Annotated in this window: 13 protein-coding genes; 2 read left to right on the top strand and 11 right to left on the bottom strand. The window is 51.6% G+C overall.

Annotated features, from left to right (window positions below; genetic code table 11):
* Positions 1–53 precede the first annotated feature (53 nt).
* From YWK_RS0102330 to YWK_RS0102375, 10 genes are all read right to left on the bottom strand, one after another.
* Positions 54–1,226, bottom strand: coding sequence for a phosphopentomutase (locus YWK_RS0102330; RefSeq protein ID WP_026963525.1), 1,173 nt, complete (start codon positions 1,224–1,226; stop codon positions 54–56).
* A gap of 50 nt (positions 1,227–1,276) precedes the next feature.
* The gene (gene deoC / locus YWK_RS0102335) at positions 1,277–1,948 is read right to left on the bottom strand and encodes a deoxyribose-phosphate aldolase (protein ID WP_026963526.1); all 672 of its coding nucleotides are present in this window, start codon (positions 1,946–1,948) and stop codon (positions 1,277–1,279) included.
* A 9-nt stretch (positions 1,949–1,957) separates the two neighbouring features.
* The gene (locus YWK_RS0102340) at positions 1,958–3,262 is read right to left on the bottom strand and encodes a pyrimidine-nucleoside phosphorylase (RefSeq protein ID WP_026963527.1); all 1,305 of its coding nucleotides are present in this window, start codon (positions 3,260–3,262) and stop codon (positions 1,958–1,960) included.
* A gap of 36 nt (positions 3,263–3,298) precedes the next feature.
* Positions 3,299–4,510, bottom strand: coding sequence for a NupC/NupG family nucleoside CNT transporter (locus YWK_RS0102345; RefSeq protein WP_026963528.1), 1,212 nt, complete (start codon positions 4,508–4,510; stop codon positions 3,299–3,301).
* A gap of 401 nt (positions 4,511–4,911) precedes the next feature.
* On the bottom strand, positions 4,912–6,381 hold the full coding sequence (locus YWK_RS0102350) for an aldehyde dehydrogenase family protein (RefSeq protein WP_051374963.1): 1,470 nt from the start codon (positions 6,379–6,381) through the stop codon (positions 4,912–4,914).
* Positions 6,378–7,268, bottom strand: a complete 891-nt coding sequence (locus tag YWK_RS0102355; protein ID WP_169727122.1) for a carbon-nitrogen hydrolase family protein — start codon at positions 7,266–7,268, stop codon at positions 6,378–6,380. The genes YWK_RS0102350 and YWK_RS0102355 overlap by 4 nt, the downstream gene beginning before the upstream one ends.
* A gap of 38 nt (positions 7,269–7,306) precedes the next feature.
* Positions 7,307–7,966, bottom strand: coding sequence for a cyclase family protein (locus YWK_RS0102360; protein ID WP_026963531.1), 660 nt, complete (start codon positions 7,964–7,966; stop codon positions 7,307–7,309).
* A 6-nt stretch (positions 7,967–7,972) separates the two neighbouring features.
* The gene (locus tag YWK_RS0102365) at positions 7,973–9,334 is read right to left on the bottom strand and encodes a purine-cytosine permease family protein (RefSeq protein ID WP_026963532.1); all 1,362 of its coding nucleotides are present in this window, start codon (positions 9,332–9,334) and stop codon (positions 7,973–7,975) included.
* Positions 9,335–9,350: 16 nt separating this feature from the next.
* Complete coding sequence (speB, locus tag YWK_RS0102370) at positions 9,351–10,343, bottom strand: agmatinase (RefSeq protein WP_026963533.1); 993 nt, start codon at positions 10,341–10,343, stop codon at positions 9,351–9,353.
* 318 nt (positions 10,344–10,661) lie between these two features.
* Positions 10,662–12,077 carry a sigma-54 interaction domain-containing protein gene (locus YWK_RS0102375; RefSeq protein ID WP_051374964.1) on the bottom strand — a complete coding sequence of 472 codons (1,416 nt, stop codon included), beginning with the start codon at positions 12,075–12,077 and terminating at the stop codon, positions 10,662–10,664.
* Between the two features lie 314 nt (positions 12,078–12,391).
* Here YWK_RS0102375 and YWK_RS22790 point away from each other — a divergent pair, with 314 nt between their 5' ends.
* Complete coding sequence (locus tag YWK_RS22790; RefSeq protein ID WP_169727123.1) at positions 12,392–12,517, top strand: arylamine N-acetyltransferase; 126 nt, start codon at positions 12,392–12,394, stop codon at positions 12,515–12,517.
* Positions 12,507–13,151: an arylamine N-acetyltransferase family protein gene (locus tag YWK_RS17925; protein WP_156909016.1), complete on the top strand. Its 645-nt coding sequence runs from the start codon at positions 12,507–12,509 to the stop codon at positions 13,149–13,151. The genes YWK_RS22790 and YWK_RS17925 overlap by 11 nt, the downstream gene beginning before the upstream one ends.
* Before the next feature lie 54 nt (positions 13,152–13,205).
* On the opposite strand, the gene YWK_RS20725 is transcribed toward YWK_RS17925, so the two are convergent.
* On the bottom strand, positions 13,206–15,425 hold the full coding sequence (locus YWK_RS20725) for a peptidoglycan-binding protein (RefSeq protein ID WP_051374966.1): 2,220 nt from the start codon (positions 15,423–15,425) through the stop codon (positions 13,206–13,208).
* Positions 15,426–15,452 lie beyond the last annotated feature (27 nt).

Below are 15,452 nucleotides of genomic sequence, written 5' to 3' on the forward strand. Positions count from 1 at the left end.
ACACTCACACCGCCGCTTGACCGTGAAGCAACGGTGTGAGGCAGCACGCGCATTCATCCGCGGATGGAATCGTAAAAACTGACGCCAATCTTTGGTTTTGGCACTTGAAAGATGTCAGCCAGCGTCGCGCCAATGTCGCCAAACGTTTTTCTCGTGCCCAGGTCGACACCCCGCTTCGCTCTCTTTCCATAGACCAACAGCGGAACGTCTTCGCGGGAGTGGTCTGTTCCCGGTGTCGTCGGATCACAGCCATGGTCGGCTGTAATGATGAGCAGATCATCCTCTCGCATGGCTCCTTCAATCTCCGGAAGCCGCTGGTCAAAGGCTTCAATCGCCTTGGCAAAGCCGTGTGGATCGTTCCGGTGACCATACAACATATCGAAGTCCACCAGATTGGTAAAGATCAATCCCTTTTCGACATCGCTCATATATTTCAGCGTCTGGTCGACGCCGTCCATGTTTCCGTTGGTGTGCCTTCCTTCCGTAATGCCCGAACCACCGTAGATGTCTTCAATTTTTCCAATGCCAATCACGGGATATCCTGCATCGGCCAGCTCGTTGAGCACCGTTCGTCCGAAGTCCAGGGAATAGTCCCGTCGATTACTGGTGCGTACATATTGACCGTGACTGCCGATAAAAGGCCTGGCGATGACACGGCCCACCCCGTGTTCCCCCACCAGGAGAGAACGCGCAACTTCGCAGATGTGATACAGTTCCTCCACAGGAATCACTTCTTCATGAGCAGCCACCTGAAAGACCGAGTCCGCCGACGTGTAGACGATGGGATAGCCCGTCCGTACATGTTCGTCGCCCAACTCTTTGATGATCTCGGTTCCCGAAGCTGGTTTGTTCCCTAAGGTTCTGCGTCCAATCTGCCGTTCAAATTCATCCATCAGCTCCCGAGGAAACCCGTTGGGGTACGTCGGCAAAGGGCGTTCCAAACGCACACCGACCATTTCCCAGTGTCCGTTTGTCGTATCCTTTCCGACCGATTGCTCCTCCATTTTTCCGTAGCAGCCCACAACATTCTCGGTAGAGGCCCCAAGAATGGGGTGAATGCGTCCCAGACCGAGCTGGGATAAGTGAGGAATGTTCAAGCCTCCCACTGCCTTGGCAATATTGGCGAGGGTGTTTGCGCCGACATCGCCATACGAGGCAGCATCTTTTGCCTCACCAATGCCTACACTGTCCAGCACAATGAGAATGACACGCCGAAATTCTGACACACAATTTTCCTCCCTTCCTATTCTTCGTTTCCGACTTTCCCGAGCATGTACTATTCTTTCTCCCGAAGCTGAGCTTCTTTCGCAATGGCGACCCCGTTGCTCGTCCCGATGCGTGTTGCACCCGCCTCAATCATGCTGAGCGCCTGTTCATAGGTGCGAATGCCGCCTGAAGCCTTCACTCCAATATCTGATCCTACCACTTTCCGCATCAGGGCCACATCCTCCACCTTGGCCCCCGAGCTAGCAAAACCAGTTGAGGTTTTCACAAAATCGGCGCCCGCTTTCACGGCCAAGCGGCAAGCACGCTCCTTTTCCTCATCGGTCAAGAGAGCAGTCTCAATGATGACCTTTACCAAGGCTTTGCCTTTGGCGGCATCCACGACCGAACGGATGTCCTGCTCCACCCGTTCATCGTCCCGGCCTTTCAAAGCGCCCACATCAATCACCATATCCACCTCCTGAGCCCCGTGTTCGATGGCGTCCCTCGTCTCAAATACTTTCACGGACGAAGTGGAGGCTCCCAGGGGAAAACCAATCACGGTGCAGACCTTCACCGGCGTCCCCCTCAATACTTCAGAGACCGTCGACACCCACACCGGGTTCACGACGACCGATGCAAATTGATACTGCTTTGCTTCCTCGGCGAGACGAAGGATGTCATCCCGTGTCGCTTCGGGCTTTAAGTACGTGTGATCAATCATTTGCGCAATCTTCATGAACAGTTGCTCCTCTCACTCACGAATGGTTTCGTAAATCAAGGTCGGCCGATGTACCGGCTCTTTCTTGAAGGAATAGGCTGCGTACACTCGCTCACGGATCTCTTCGACGTCCTCTCGGTTGCTGTGCAGTGTGGCTAAGGGCTCTCCCTTGCTTATCCGGTCACCAATCTTTTTGTGCAGAACCAATCCTACCGCCAGATCAATGGGTGAATCCTTTGTCGCCCTGCCCGCGCCGAGAATCATCGCTGCTGTTCCAATGTCCTCCGCTCGAATCCCGGCAACAAAGCCGTCTTCTTTCGCCGGAATATCAAACGTGAATCGAGCCGTGGGCAACTTGCCGGGTTCGTCCACGACTGTGGGATCACCCCCTTGAGCAGCGACAAAAGTCCTGAAGGTTTCCAGGGCTTTCCGACTCGCGATAGCTTCCTCCAATTGGCTCCGTGCCTCTTCGGGACTGGCAGCCATTTTCCCTAGATAGACCATATAGCTGCCAAGCGTCAAGCAGAGCTCGTATACATCTGCGGGACCCTGACCCTTCAAGGTATCAATGGCTTCACGCACTTCCAGGGCATTCCCCACCGCATTCCCAAGCGGTTGATTCATATCCGAGATGACTGCCATCGTTCTCCGCCCGATTAACTTTCCGATATCCACCATCGCTCGTGCCAATTCAAGGGCCTGATCCAAGGTCTTCATGAAAGCACCGTTGCCCGTTTTCACATCCAGCACAATGGCGTCCGCTCCAGAGGCGATTTTTTTGCTCATGATGGAGCTCGCAATCAATGGAATGGAGTCGACGGTGGCGGTTACGTCACGCAGCGCGTACAACTTTTTGTCGGCTGGTGTCAAATTTCCACTTTGGCCGACCACCGCAATTTTATTCCTGTTGACGAGTTCAATAAACTGATGTTCTTCCAATTCGACTTGAAATCCAGGAATGGACTCCAGCTTGTCAATGGTACCACCCGTGTGACCCAATCCGCGACCAGACATCTTGGCTACCGGAACGCCGAGCGATGCGACCATCGGAGCGAGCACCAGTGTCGTTTTATCGCCCACACCGCCTGTGCTGTGCTTGTCCACCTTGACGCCATCGATAGATGACAAATCCAACTGGTCTCCGGATGCCGCCATGGCCAGGGTCAAATGTGCCCGCTCCACAGGTGTCATACCGCGAAATAACACAGCCATCGCAAAAGCAGACATCTGGTAATCGGGAATTTCACCCGTGGTGAATCCTTGCACGATAAACTCGATTTCCGCTTTGCTCAACTCACCGCCATCACGCTTTTTCTTGATGAGGTCAATCATTCTCATGGAATCACCTTCCCATCGCTGACACTTCCACTATGTTTAACGAATCAGCATGCCGACAATCGCTGCGTTCAACAGGTTAGCGAGCGTCCCCGCTAACAGCGCGCGCACCCCTAAGGCCGCCACGTCATGTCTGCGCTTCGGTTCCAGGCCGCCGAATGTGCCAATTTGGATGGCGATGGATGAAATGTTGGCAAAGCCGCATAGAGCAAATGTCACGATGGCTACCGTTTTTGCTGTCAGGTGATGCAGTTGAGGCGCCAGAGATGTGTACGCTACAAACTCGTTCACCGCCAGCTTTTCGCCGATAAAGCCGCCCGCTGTGACCGCTTCGTGCCAAGGCACGCCAATCAAAAACGCGATGGGCGAGAACAGATACCCCAAAATCTCTTGCAACGTAAGGTGAGAATGACCGAACCAACCGCCAACGCCGCCAAGTATGCCGTTGATGAGCCCAATGAGCGAGATGAATGCGATTAAGAGGGCACCCACGTTTACAGCCAGCTTCAGACCGCTCAATGCGCCGTTTGCAGCTGCATCAATGATGTTTTTCGATTCGGTATCCTTCTCCATCCGCACCGTCTCACCGGTCAGCGGTGTATCTGTTTCCGGAAACATGATCTTCGCGATGCAAATCGCGGCAGGGGCATCCATGATGCTGGCGGTCAGCAGATACTTCAGAGGGATTCCGAGCATGGAATAACCAATCAACGTGGATCCCGCAACCGAAGTAAAGCCGCATACCATCACCTGAAACAGTTCAGCCTGGGTTAGCCGCCCCACATATGGCCGAATCAGCAACGGCGCCTCCGATTGGCCCAAGAAAACGGTCGAAATGGCAGACAGAGATTCCAGTTTGCTTGTCCCCAGCAACCGTTCGATGGCTCCGCCAATGATGAGAATGAGCCACTGAATTATGCGCAGGTAGTAAAGTATGCCAATGAGTGAACCTAAGAAGATAATGACAGGCAAGACCTGGAATGCAAAAATCGTTCCATGGAGTTGAACAACCGGGCCAAAGAGGAAGGAGATACCCTGATTCACGTAACTGACGACATTCTCCACCAGATTCGTCACCCAGTTTAACGCTGCACGTCCAGGCGACCACAGCAAGACCAGAACTGCAAACAGGACTTCAAGTAAAAGGCTAAGGAGAACGGTTCTCCATTTGATTCGCCGTTTGTTGTTTGAAAGCAGAAAAGCCAGCAACAGAAGGACCACAATACCCACGAGTCCTCGCAAGATATCCATGGGAATACTCACCTTTCAAATTAAAATTTCCGTAAACCAGAAAGCGCTTTACTATGTAAGTGATTTAAAAAACTACCTCCTTTGACCATTCCTTACCGTACAGGGGATGGGATAGATTGTGCCCATTCTAAACGCGATGCTGCCTATATCGTTCACGCTTGTTACGGGTTGTGAATTCGGTTTCATCAGTGTACGAACCCCATAATGTACCGCCGCCCATTCCCCCGCAATCTTCCATTGAGATACTACGTCGACTCGCTCAGACAATCAAGAGGTATTATGTGTATTATTTTTACATGATCCGAAACCCAATCAGAAAAAACGATATCATACGGAAAATGGGCCGAAGTGCAAAACCTCGACCCGTTTTCCCTCCAGTTTGCATCCCATGCTTCTCGTCATTACACCCGCTGTGTGTCTCGAAACCACCCGACTTTTGCCACAGTCCGATTGAGGTTTGTGTGCTTCACTTCTGAAAACGCTGCGAGGCCGTAAATACCAAGTTCGCGTCCGATGCCGCTTCGTTTAAACCCGCCCCAAGCGGTATCGACATGGGGTGTGTGATAACCATTGATCCATACCGTACCAGCCCGGATGTTCTTCGCGACACGTTCGGCACGATGGATATCTGCACTCAGAACACCGGCTGCCAATCCATAGACTGTCCCATTCGCCAAATCAACAGCCTCTTCTTCACTCGAAAAAGACTGCACCGTGACCACCGGTCCAAATATTTCCTCTTGTACAATTCTCATATCCTGGCGAACGTTGATGAATACAGCTGGAGACACATACAATTCACCGAGTGCGAGTAACCTTTCGCCTCCGCAGAACAGTGTGGCACCTTCCTCAATCCCAATGTGAATGTAATTCAGAACCTTGTCTAGATGCTGTTCACTGATGAGCGGACCCAGCTCGGTCTCTTCATTGAGCGGATTTCCAATGTGCACGTCAGCCATTCTCTGCGCCAACCTTTCCAAGAAAGGTTCATAGATGCTTTCCTGCACCAACAAGCGGGAGGATGCCACACAGACTTGTCCCTGGTTGTAAAAAGCACCAAACAACGCCAGGTCGACAGCGATATCTACGTCTACATCGTCAAATACGATGAGAGGCGACTTACCGCCAAGTTCGAGCGATACACGCTTCAACGACTTGGCACACTCCATATAGACGCGTGTGCCAGACTCTGTACCTCCTGTAAAGGACACTTTATCGACGTCGGGATGGGAAACCAGTGCTTGTCCAACCGCCCCATCCCCCAACACGATGTTGAACACACCGCCAGGAATACCACTTTCATCTGCGAGAACCCCCAGCTTCAGCATGGTCAACGGAGTGAGCTCTGAGGGCTTCAACACGACTGTATTGCCTGCGGCCAAAGCCGGCGCTAATTTCCAGATTCCAAGCAACAACGGGAAGTTCCAGGGCACAATCAATGCGCATACCCCGATGGGTTCCTCTGTGATGGTGCTGTTTGTCCCGTCAAACATCTCTTTTGTCCACGGCTGTTTTGATTCGATGAAATCTGCGTAGTACCGCAAACAAGTGATGGAATCTGCAACGTCTAGCTGTGATTCACGGAGCGGTTTTCCTGTGTTTTTCGTCTCCAGGCGGGCAAACTCATCCGCTGAAATTTCCAATAGCTCTGCCATGCGGCGAAGCACGTGCACACGAGTTGAAACATCATGCGCCCACTCAGAGCGAAGGAAGGCATTCTTTGCAGAGCGGACCGCAAAGTCTACTTGCTCATGACTCGACTCCAGCACCTTCGTGATGACCTCGCCAGTGGCCGGGTTGCGCAGCACGCGCTCTGGACCTTTACCAACGACCCATGTCCCAGCGATATACGTCTGAAGTGATTCTTTCAAATCGATCCCCTCCCAGCGGGATGTCCGCCAGACTTCGCGACAAGCGGTTCATATAACTGAGGCTGTCGATGACGAAAGTACCCTAACGATTCATCTAAGCACTTCAAATCGTCCATGTGAATGTCACATGTATACAACCCTGGGGCAGGGCCGGCCTCTATCAGCCAGCGTCCTTCCGGGTGAGCGACACAAGAGCCCCCGCAAAACTGGAGATTGCCCTCAACCCCAGTGCGATTCACAGTCGCAACGAACATTGCATTCTCCATCGCGCGCGCCATCGTGTAGATTCGGTGATACTCCCCAAATGGGGCCATATTGTTTGCAGGATAAATTAACATGTCTGCCCCATGTAGCGCGGCGACGCGCGCTCCTTCCGGAAACTCAAGGTCATAGCAGATTTGGATTGCAACCTTGCCCCACGGTGTTTCCCAAACCGGAAACGCGTCGCCACGGGCAAACGTTGCCGGTTCATTCCCGAACAAATGGACTTTTGCATAGGTGCCTACGAGCCCGTGAGGAGATATCAGTGACACTGCGTTGTACAGCGGCAGATGCGCGTCGTCACCGTGCAAAGAACGGGCCAATTCGCTCTTGGCAGACGCGTTTACTGCCATGCAATAGGAAGGGTGACCGTAGATAATCCAAATGCCTTCCCGTTTTGCGAGTTCGTGAACTCGGCTCTGCCATGCCTGCTCGTCTTGGCGTGTCGGGCGTCGTTTCCAATACGCCGGTGAATAGCCTGTGACACACAACTCCGGAAAGACAAGCAGGTCGACTTGCTCACCGGTGGTTCCAGCCCGTTGAACCATTTCGTCCATCAACGACAAGTTGGCTTCAACATCCCCTGGTGTCGGGGCCATCTGCACAAGTCCCAGTCGGAATTTCAAAGCATCGCCCCCGCCTTCCATCCACTCGAACAACGAACTTACAGTGAATCCACCTTCATTGCGACGGCTCGTACGGGGGAACCGTCACAGCCCACAAGCTTCAGAGGGAAGAGCGAGATCAACGGGTCCGGGAAATCAATGCCTTCAAAATTGGTTAGGTTTTCCGCAATGATTCCATTCACCGCTGCAATCGCTTCGTGTGCTGGAAAATCCGTGCCACCTGTGTAATCAAGATTGATGCAGTCGATACAAAACGTTCGGACGCCTTGCTCTAGAAGAACTTGAATCACTTCTACGTCCACAAACGGGTGGCGGAAATACTTTTCTTGTCCCGCAAACTTCGACCACCCCGTATGGAACAGCACAATGTGCCCCGGTTCCACCTTCTCAACGTAGGGCTCAACGTCTTTCAAGGTGATTCGTTCTTGTTCGCCCTTCCCTAGAACCGGGACCACGAGACCCGTCCCAATAAACAAGCTCAAATCCGACTCGTGGATCCGCTCTCCAGATTCTAAGAAGTGGTATGGAGCATCGACGTGAGATCCGGTTTGCGATCCGATATGCACATGATGCAAATTGTAGCCGTCGTGTTCGAGTGTGGTGGCTACGGAGATATTGGGAACCGGATCGCCAGGGTAGATTGGCGTATCATTCGTTAGATTCAATGACAAGTCTACTATCTTGGAAGGTTTGAACACCTTGTCTCACTCTCCTAGTGATTCAACTGAGGGTAGAGTCAGTCTGACGCCCACGGTCTTCATCAATCCGAAGTAAATGACCGCTGTGATCACGAACGTGAGGATGGTTGCACCTGTCCACAGCGGGTGCACGTAGGTGAAGCAGTACGCGAAAACTGCGCCGATGATGTAGGCAAGGTACGACAGGTAATTGACCCCTCCCGAGTACCAGTACTTTCGTTTCGCACCTGAGATGATTTCCTCTGCCTCGTAATGGCCGCGTTTTAACACGTAGTAGTCGACAAGCACGATGGCGCTGACAGGGATAAACAGCGTACCGACCATCAGCAGGAAGTTTTCAAAGTGGTCGAGCAGCCACCCTTTGAGGAGCGCACCAAAGATTGCAATGATGCCCATGACGAGCGTTGGCATAAAGAACTTACTTTTCGGAAAAATCGCGAGATAAGACATGGAGGCGCTGTACAATGCCATCACGTTCGTCGACAACACCGACAGGAAAATCACAATGCCCGCGACGAATCCAAGCGTTGGATTAATTCCGCCAATCAAATCGGTCGGATCGTACGTTTGTGTGGTGTGACTAAGCAAAGAAAATCCGGAGACAGCCGCTCCCAGTCCCATGGCCACAACGGTAGCCACGGTATAGCCAAGCCATGTTCCCAGAAGACTCGTGCGCTGGTCTACGCAATTTCGATTGTAGTCGCCAGAGGAAGTCATCCAAGAAAAGGCTGTGGCCACAACGATATCAAAGGCAACCATCGTCGTCATGACCGGATGTGCACTGGTCGGCATACTGAGAAGATTGGAAATATGAAAATGAACAAACATGAAACTAAAAACGACGACCGACAGAATGAGCATTAAAGTTGCCACAATGTTTTCGGTCTTCTCAATGGCATGGTGGCCATACACGGTAATGGCAACGACGAAGACCTCAGTGAGAATGACAAACAAGTTGATGTTACTGTAACCGGTTGCATATTTGACAGCGTGATCTAAACTCAAACCGCCCATGTAAGCCTGTATCCAGCTCCACCCAATGAGCACCAACGTATTGACCGCGGAAGGCAAGGCAGACCCACGGTGGCCAAACGAACCTCGAGTCAAAATCATGGTTGGCAGCCCCGTCCGGGTCCCGATGTTTCCAGTCAAAATGAGAGGAATGCCACCAATGAGGGACCCGATGAGGACAATCAGCATCGCGGTGGTAAACTTCAAATCCGGAACGAACAACATGCCCGTAAAGACCGTCGTCACAACCACATTCGCGCCAATCCATAACGAAAATGTGGAAAACATTTTCATCGAACGTTCCGACTGAGGCACGGGGCGTACGCTGTCACGAACAAACCCAACTTCTGTACTCATCTTCGCGTCACCGCCTTTAAATGGTGGTATTGGCGTTCGAAACAAATTGTGATTCTTGGTCCCTTTCAGCACGCTTGCGCAACGCCAGGAGTGTAATGAACTCATAGATAATGTTGGCGGCAGACATCGCAGTGATTTGACCGTGGTCGAATTGTGGAAGCACTTCAACGAGGTCGAATGCCACGAAACGAATGTCCGTCAACCCACGCACCAGCGCCAGCGCGTCGTCAATACTCACACCAGCAACCTCGGGCGTTCCGGTTCCCGGTGCATAAATCGGATCCAGAAAGTCGATATCAAACGACAGGAATGCCGGTCCGCTGCCAACCCGTTCCTTGATGATGTCCAGCGTCCGCTCCACCCCGAGTTTCTTGAACTGGTTGGTTGAGTAGACCTCAAACCCAAGGTTTCGAGCGTCATTTAAATCTTCAGGGCCGTACAGTGATCCGCGCATGCCCACTTGAATGGATCTCGAAACATCCAACAGCCCTTCCTCCAACGCGCGCCGGAACGGCGTACCATGGTTGTACTTCTGGCCAAAGTAGATGTCCCACGTATCGGAGTGTGCATCGAAGTGTACCAGCGCCACTGGGCCGTATTGTCTGGCGACTGCGCGCAATTCTCCCAGCGTAATGGAGTGATCTCCCCCCATTGCAATCGGTATAATGCCGCGCTCTAAAACGGGCGTCAGTCCCTCCACAATCTTGTCGTATGTTTCCTGGATGTACCCTGGGATAACGGGGATATCGCCGTAGTCTACGCCTGACACGTAGTCAAACACATTGATGTCCTGTTCTGGATTGTACGGCCGCAACAGAATAGAAAAGTCCCGAATCGCACCTGGGCCGAACCGCTGTCCAGTACGGAATGAAGCGCCCGAATCAAACGGAATCCCTGTAATGACAAAGTCCAAGTCGCCATCCAGTGATTCAACGTATGGCATGCGAGCAAATGTCCGAGGTCCACAGAATCTCGGAGACTGAAAAGAGTCCTTTGGTTGGTAGTGCATCGAAATTCCTCCTCGTACCCCTGTGAATTGGTTCTTACACCTCTCAGACATGCAAATTCCGTGCCAAACCAGATTGTCGCCGCGACAATGCACGGTTCGCGGAAGTGGAGATGGAGAGGAAAACATGGACTGACTTGTCGCTATACGCAACATCACGGGCCATTCCGACGGATCCGGGAGATATCTTATAAGGACTTTCCAGTTCATCCCCTCGTTCTGGACGTTCCTTATACGTTTTTGAATAACTTGCGTCGGCATCCCGGAAAGGACGTTCGTCCACTCTTATACAACATCGTATAGGTATACAAAATTGCATAATCACCTTCCCTTGGTAATCCCGTAACGCTGAAGTTTTCGAACCACGGAGGCTTGGCTAATTCCTAATTCCCGCGCCATTTGTGTTGTGCTCTTACCTGCATTTCTCGCCTCCAATAAAATCTGTTTCTCAACTTCAGCTAACATTTCCGGTAAGGTTCCACCCGGACGATGAGGCTTCCTCCGAACGTCAGATGGTTCAAAGAACTCACGGGGAAGCATAGGTTCGTCGATGATAGGTCCGTCCACCGTCACGATGAGCCGTTCAATCAAATGTTCGAGCTCTCGAACATTCCCAGGCCACGCGTAATTCCTTAATCGCTCGTAGACGTTCTCTGAAATCGTCTTCCGAAGCCCGTATTGCGTGTTGAATTTCTCGAGCATCTGCTCGGCGAGCACGCGAATATCATTCGAGCGTTCCCGCAGTGGAGGAATTCGGATGGGTACAACGTTGAGGCGGAAATAGAGGTCTTCACGAAATCTTCCTTTCTGAACAAGGTTCTCTAAGTTTCGATTGGTCGCCGCAATAATCCGAACATCGCTCTTCATTTCTTGCGTCCCGCCAACACGCCGAAAACGCTTTTCCTGGATGACTTTCAACAGCTTCACTTGAATGGATAAGGGTAATTCCCCAATCTCATCCAGAAAAATTGTGCCTTTGTTCGCGAGTTCAAACAGGCCTATCTTTCCGCCCTTTCTCGCACCCGTAAACGCCCCCGACTCATAGCCAAACAACTCGGATTCGAACAACGACTCCGGAATGGCGCCACAGTTCACCTCAATGAACGGGCCGTCCGCTCGAGCGCTCAGCTGGTGAATGTAACGCGCATACAAGCTCTTCCCAACGCCCGACTCGCCGAGCAGCAACAAGGTGACGTCAATTTTTGCAACACGGTGCATGATCTCCACGGTTTTCGCCATGTCATCCCCAAATACAACGGCTTCGCCGCCACTGAGTTCTCTTTTTCGCAGAAGCTCCAGTTCACTGGTCATCCGCATCATTTCCTGTCGAAGCTCACCGAGATGTTGCTGCAGCTCCATCATCTCCGTGACGTCATGTGTGTAGCTGACCACCCGCATAATGCCCCCTGACTCGTCAAAGACAGGTACCGCAGTGACTAAAACCTTTTTGTTATCCCGTGCCTGCTGGACCATTGAAATGCGTTTGCGTTCTTGTAGGACCTTTTTCGTAATGGAAGGTTTGAAAACCCCTTGACGTTCCAGCTCTTCCACATTCTTTCCAATAAACGCTTCCTTGGATAACCCATACAATCGCTCACACGACCGACTGACATTTAAGATATGGCCATTTCCATCAGTAATCACGAGATCGCCATGGAACGAGTTCAATATCGCTTCCAGGTCAATCTGCGCTTGAAGCAGACGCTCGTAGTCCCTGCGTTCTGGCAGCGTCATCATTCGCTCCCCTCCATTTACCCGATTCTTCCGATATCTTTCATCTCGAAAATATAATTTTTGATATGCCTTCTGCACGCGCAGAGGTAGAGGTGCGCATGGAACACCCGTATCTACAGAGGCTGCTACAATGGAACATAGGCACGTTTCCCTTGATACATGGACTGTCTCGCGGTCCGTCACGTGCGAAGGATTTTGTCACGCACATCCGTGCACTTGGTTTCTCGATGAATGACCATAAACCCTTGTCGCTCCTGGGCATTCGACTACGGATGGCGTGCCTCACCTTCACCTTCTGAACCCAAGGAGTGCATATGATGGATGCAACAGCGTATTTAGAACGCATAAACGCAAAAGTTGGATCAACAGATCTTCAGTATTTACGTTATCTACAACAGCAGCACTTGTGCCATATTCCTTTTGAGAACCTAGATGTGTTATAGAGAAACGAAATCATTTTGGACCAAAACCGTTTCTTTACGAAAATTGTTGAAAGAAAACGCGGGAGGTTTGTGTTACGAACTAAATCGTTTATTTCAATGGTTGTTAACAGAACTAGGATACCGGGCGAAATTAGTCGCTGCTACGGTACTCAATGAACAGGGTGAATGGGTACATCAGGACAGCCATGCGACGACCATTGTGTCCCTTGATGAAAAGAGTTACGTAGTAGATGTTGGGTTTGGAGATTGTGTTCGAGAACCTCTACCTCTTTCAGGAGAAGAAATTCACGATGTAAGTGGTACGTATCGGATTATTCCTGTTATAGGTACAGCGCTGTTCGACTTACAAAACAAGCAGGGCGAAAAGTGGATCACAAAGTTCCGTTTTTCAACCGAAGAGAAGCAACTCAAACAGTTTCATGAAGCCTCTCGGTTTATCCAAACATCGGATAAATCCCCTTTTACGCAAGGCCGCATTGTAACCATTGCGACGCCTGACGGCCGCATTACACTTTCTGGTCACACGTTGACGATGACACACGGCGACAAGAAAATGAGAAAGAGAATACGGGAAGATGACGTTCCTGCGATTCTGCGCCAGTATTTTGGAATGGATGAATTCGTCCCCATGTAAAACGGGCCGAGGTGCAAAACCTCGACCCGTTTTCCTTCCTCTATTGCGATGTACCTACCACTGAGAAACGGCCTCGTCGTATGGTACGAGTTCGTATTGGGATGTATTGATGGTTGCCGACGCAGGAACGACGACGTTGTCGCTGCCAGTATACTGCTGATAGCTGTATTGAACCGTACTTGAGCTAGGACTGGAGGCCACTACGTAGTCGCCAGCGTGCAATGTACTCGAGATTTCAGCCTCTTTGGCATAAGCTGAGCTCCCTGGCGCAACACCTTTCGGAACCACTCGATAGACATTGGTCAGGTGTACGTAACGGCCATCAATCCATACACTGCCTTGTCCATTGACTTGTGGCACCTGGTAAAGGTCAACCACTACGCCACCCACGAAACCAATCCGGATGGCACTGACAGAGACGCTGCTCGGCAGTCCTTTCGTCAGCGCATTCCACGTCGTTACATCACAGATCCCATTTGCAGTTAAGCCAGGAGTGGACGCCTGGAATTCCTTTAGCGCCGAGAAAGTCGCCGGACCAAAATCACCATCAGCCCCGCTGCTGCCCACAGAGTATCCGTTGAGAATCAACAGCGTTTGTAAGGCTCTGACACCGGCACCCTGTGCGTTTTGCTGCAACTGGCCGGGATAGGCGAGCAAGTTGAGTTGCGCATTCCCTCCGAACTGCCCTTGTGCTCCGTTTGTCAGATAGATGGGTTCTCCCTCGTTCTTCACCGTCGAGATGGTCGGTACGGACGCAGAGGTGGCAAAGGTGCTCACGTGTTCATCAACCATGAATTGATTGACCACCGCAGCAATCGTTGGTGACCAGTTGTCATCCGTCGCGTAGTGTTCGTTCATGCCATCCAGCGTGCCACCGGTGGTTGCATCGTAGAATGGCCCGGACGGATCCAGATAACTGGTACGTACCATGTAAGCCTGGTAGTGTATGGCGTAATCCTCAGAGGGAAATATCCCTGCGAGACTTGCCGGATTGGAGTCATAGGCACCGTAGCCATAGATGTTGTTTTTGGCTAGTGCAATACTGCTGTTGCCACCCGCCGATTCTTCCACGGCATGGGCCATCAAGTATGTGGCGTTGACGCCGTAACCGTTTTGCGCGTCAATCATGGAGGACCCGAGTCCGTACAGAGCGTATCCATGGCTTCCTAACCAAGCATCAATAGTGCTTGCACTTTCTGGCGCCTTTGAGACCAATGGGGCGGTCCGATACGGATTTTCCCATTTTCCAGCAAATGCACCGTTAAAGACGGGAACCCCGCTGGAATTCTTGTGGTCTGAAAGCACATAGTAGTTCACGTAATGTGGAGAATCCTGTGTATTGGTTGCGAAATACAGTACGTTTGGCTTGGCGAACGATGGCACTGTACTGCTGCGGAAAAAGTCGATTCCATTTAAGTTCATGTACCACTGGCCATTGACCTCGTGATAATACTGGCTCGGCATATCCACAATGGTATTCGAGGCCAGATTGACGACAAATCCATCCGCCTTATGGCTTTCTGCCGTCGCTAAAGACGAATACTTCGCTCCAGTTAGTGTCCCGGCACTGCTACTGTAATAGGCTTCGTAGGATAAGGATACGGTACTCGTCGTGATGCCAAACAGCGCATTCCAAGTCTGCGGACCGACTTGTCCATCCACCGTTAACCCTTTGCTTTGCTGAAAGGATTTAACTGCTGCCACAGTCATTGGACCAAAATCCCCGTCAGCGGTACCACAGTTATAGCCCAAGTGGTTCAACTGGTTCTGAATTTCCTTCACGGCAGTACCGGTTGCGCCTTCTTGGATGACCGTGCCGGGATACGCCGGTGCGGAACTGGAGGAAGTGGGTGTTGAACCGCTTGCACTGGAATTTCTGCCACTGCTAGAACTAGAGCTGCTCTTACGGACGGTGGAAGGGGTACTGGAACCACTTGCACTGGACGATGAGGTCCCGAACAGTTTTGACCAGGTCTGCGGACCAACCTGTCCGTCTACTGTAATCTTCATTGCCTTCTGGAATCTTTCCACGGCAGATTTGGTCTTAGGGCCAAAAATCCCGTCCGCGGTGCCACAGCTGTAACCCAGTTTATTGAGCTGCGTCTGAATGGCCTTCACTGCGGTACCGGTAGACCCTTCTTGAATGATTTGACCCGGATACCTCGGTGTCGATTGCGTTGCCGCTTGCACCGTTGTCGGAGCGGCAACGGTCACACCTAACGGACTCAGTAAGAAACTTGCGGTACACAACGCTACGAATGATTTCCGTTTCACAACCACGTCTCCTTACGAACTAGACAC

Source organism: Alicyclobacillus pomorum DSM 14955 (assembly GCF_000472905.1).
GTDB lineage: Bacteria > Bacillota > Bacilli > Alicyclobacillales > Alicyclobacillaceae > Alicyclobacillus_A > Alicyclobacillus_A pomorum.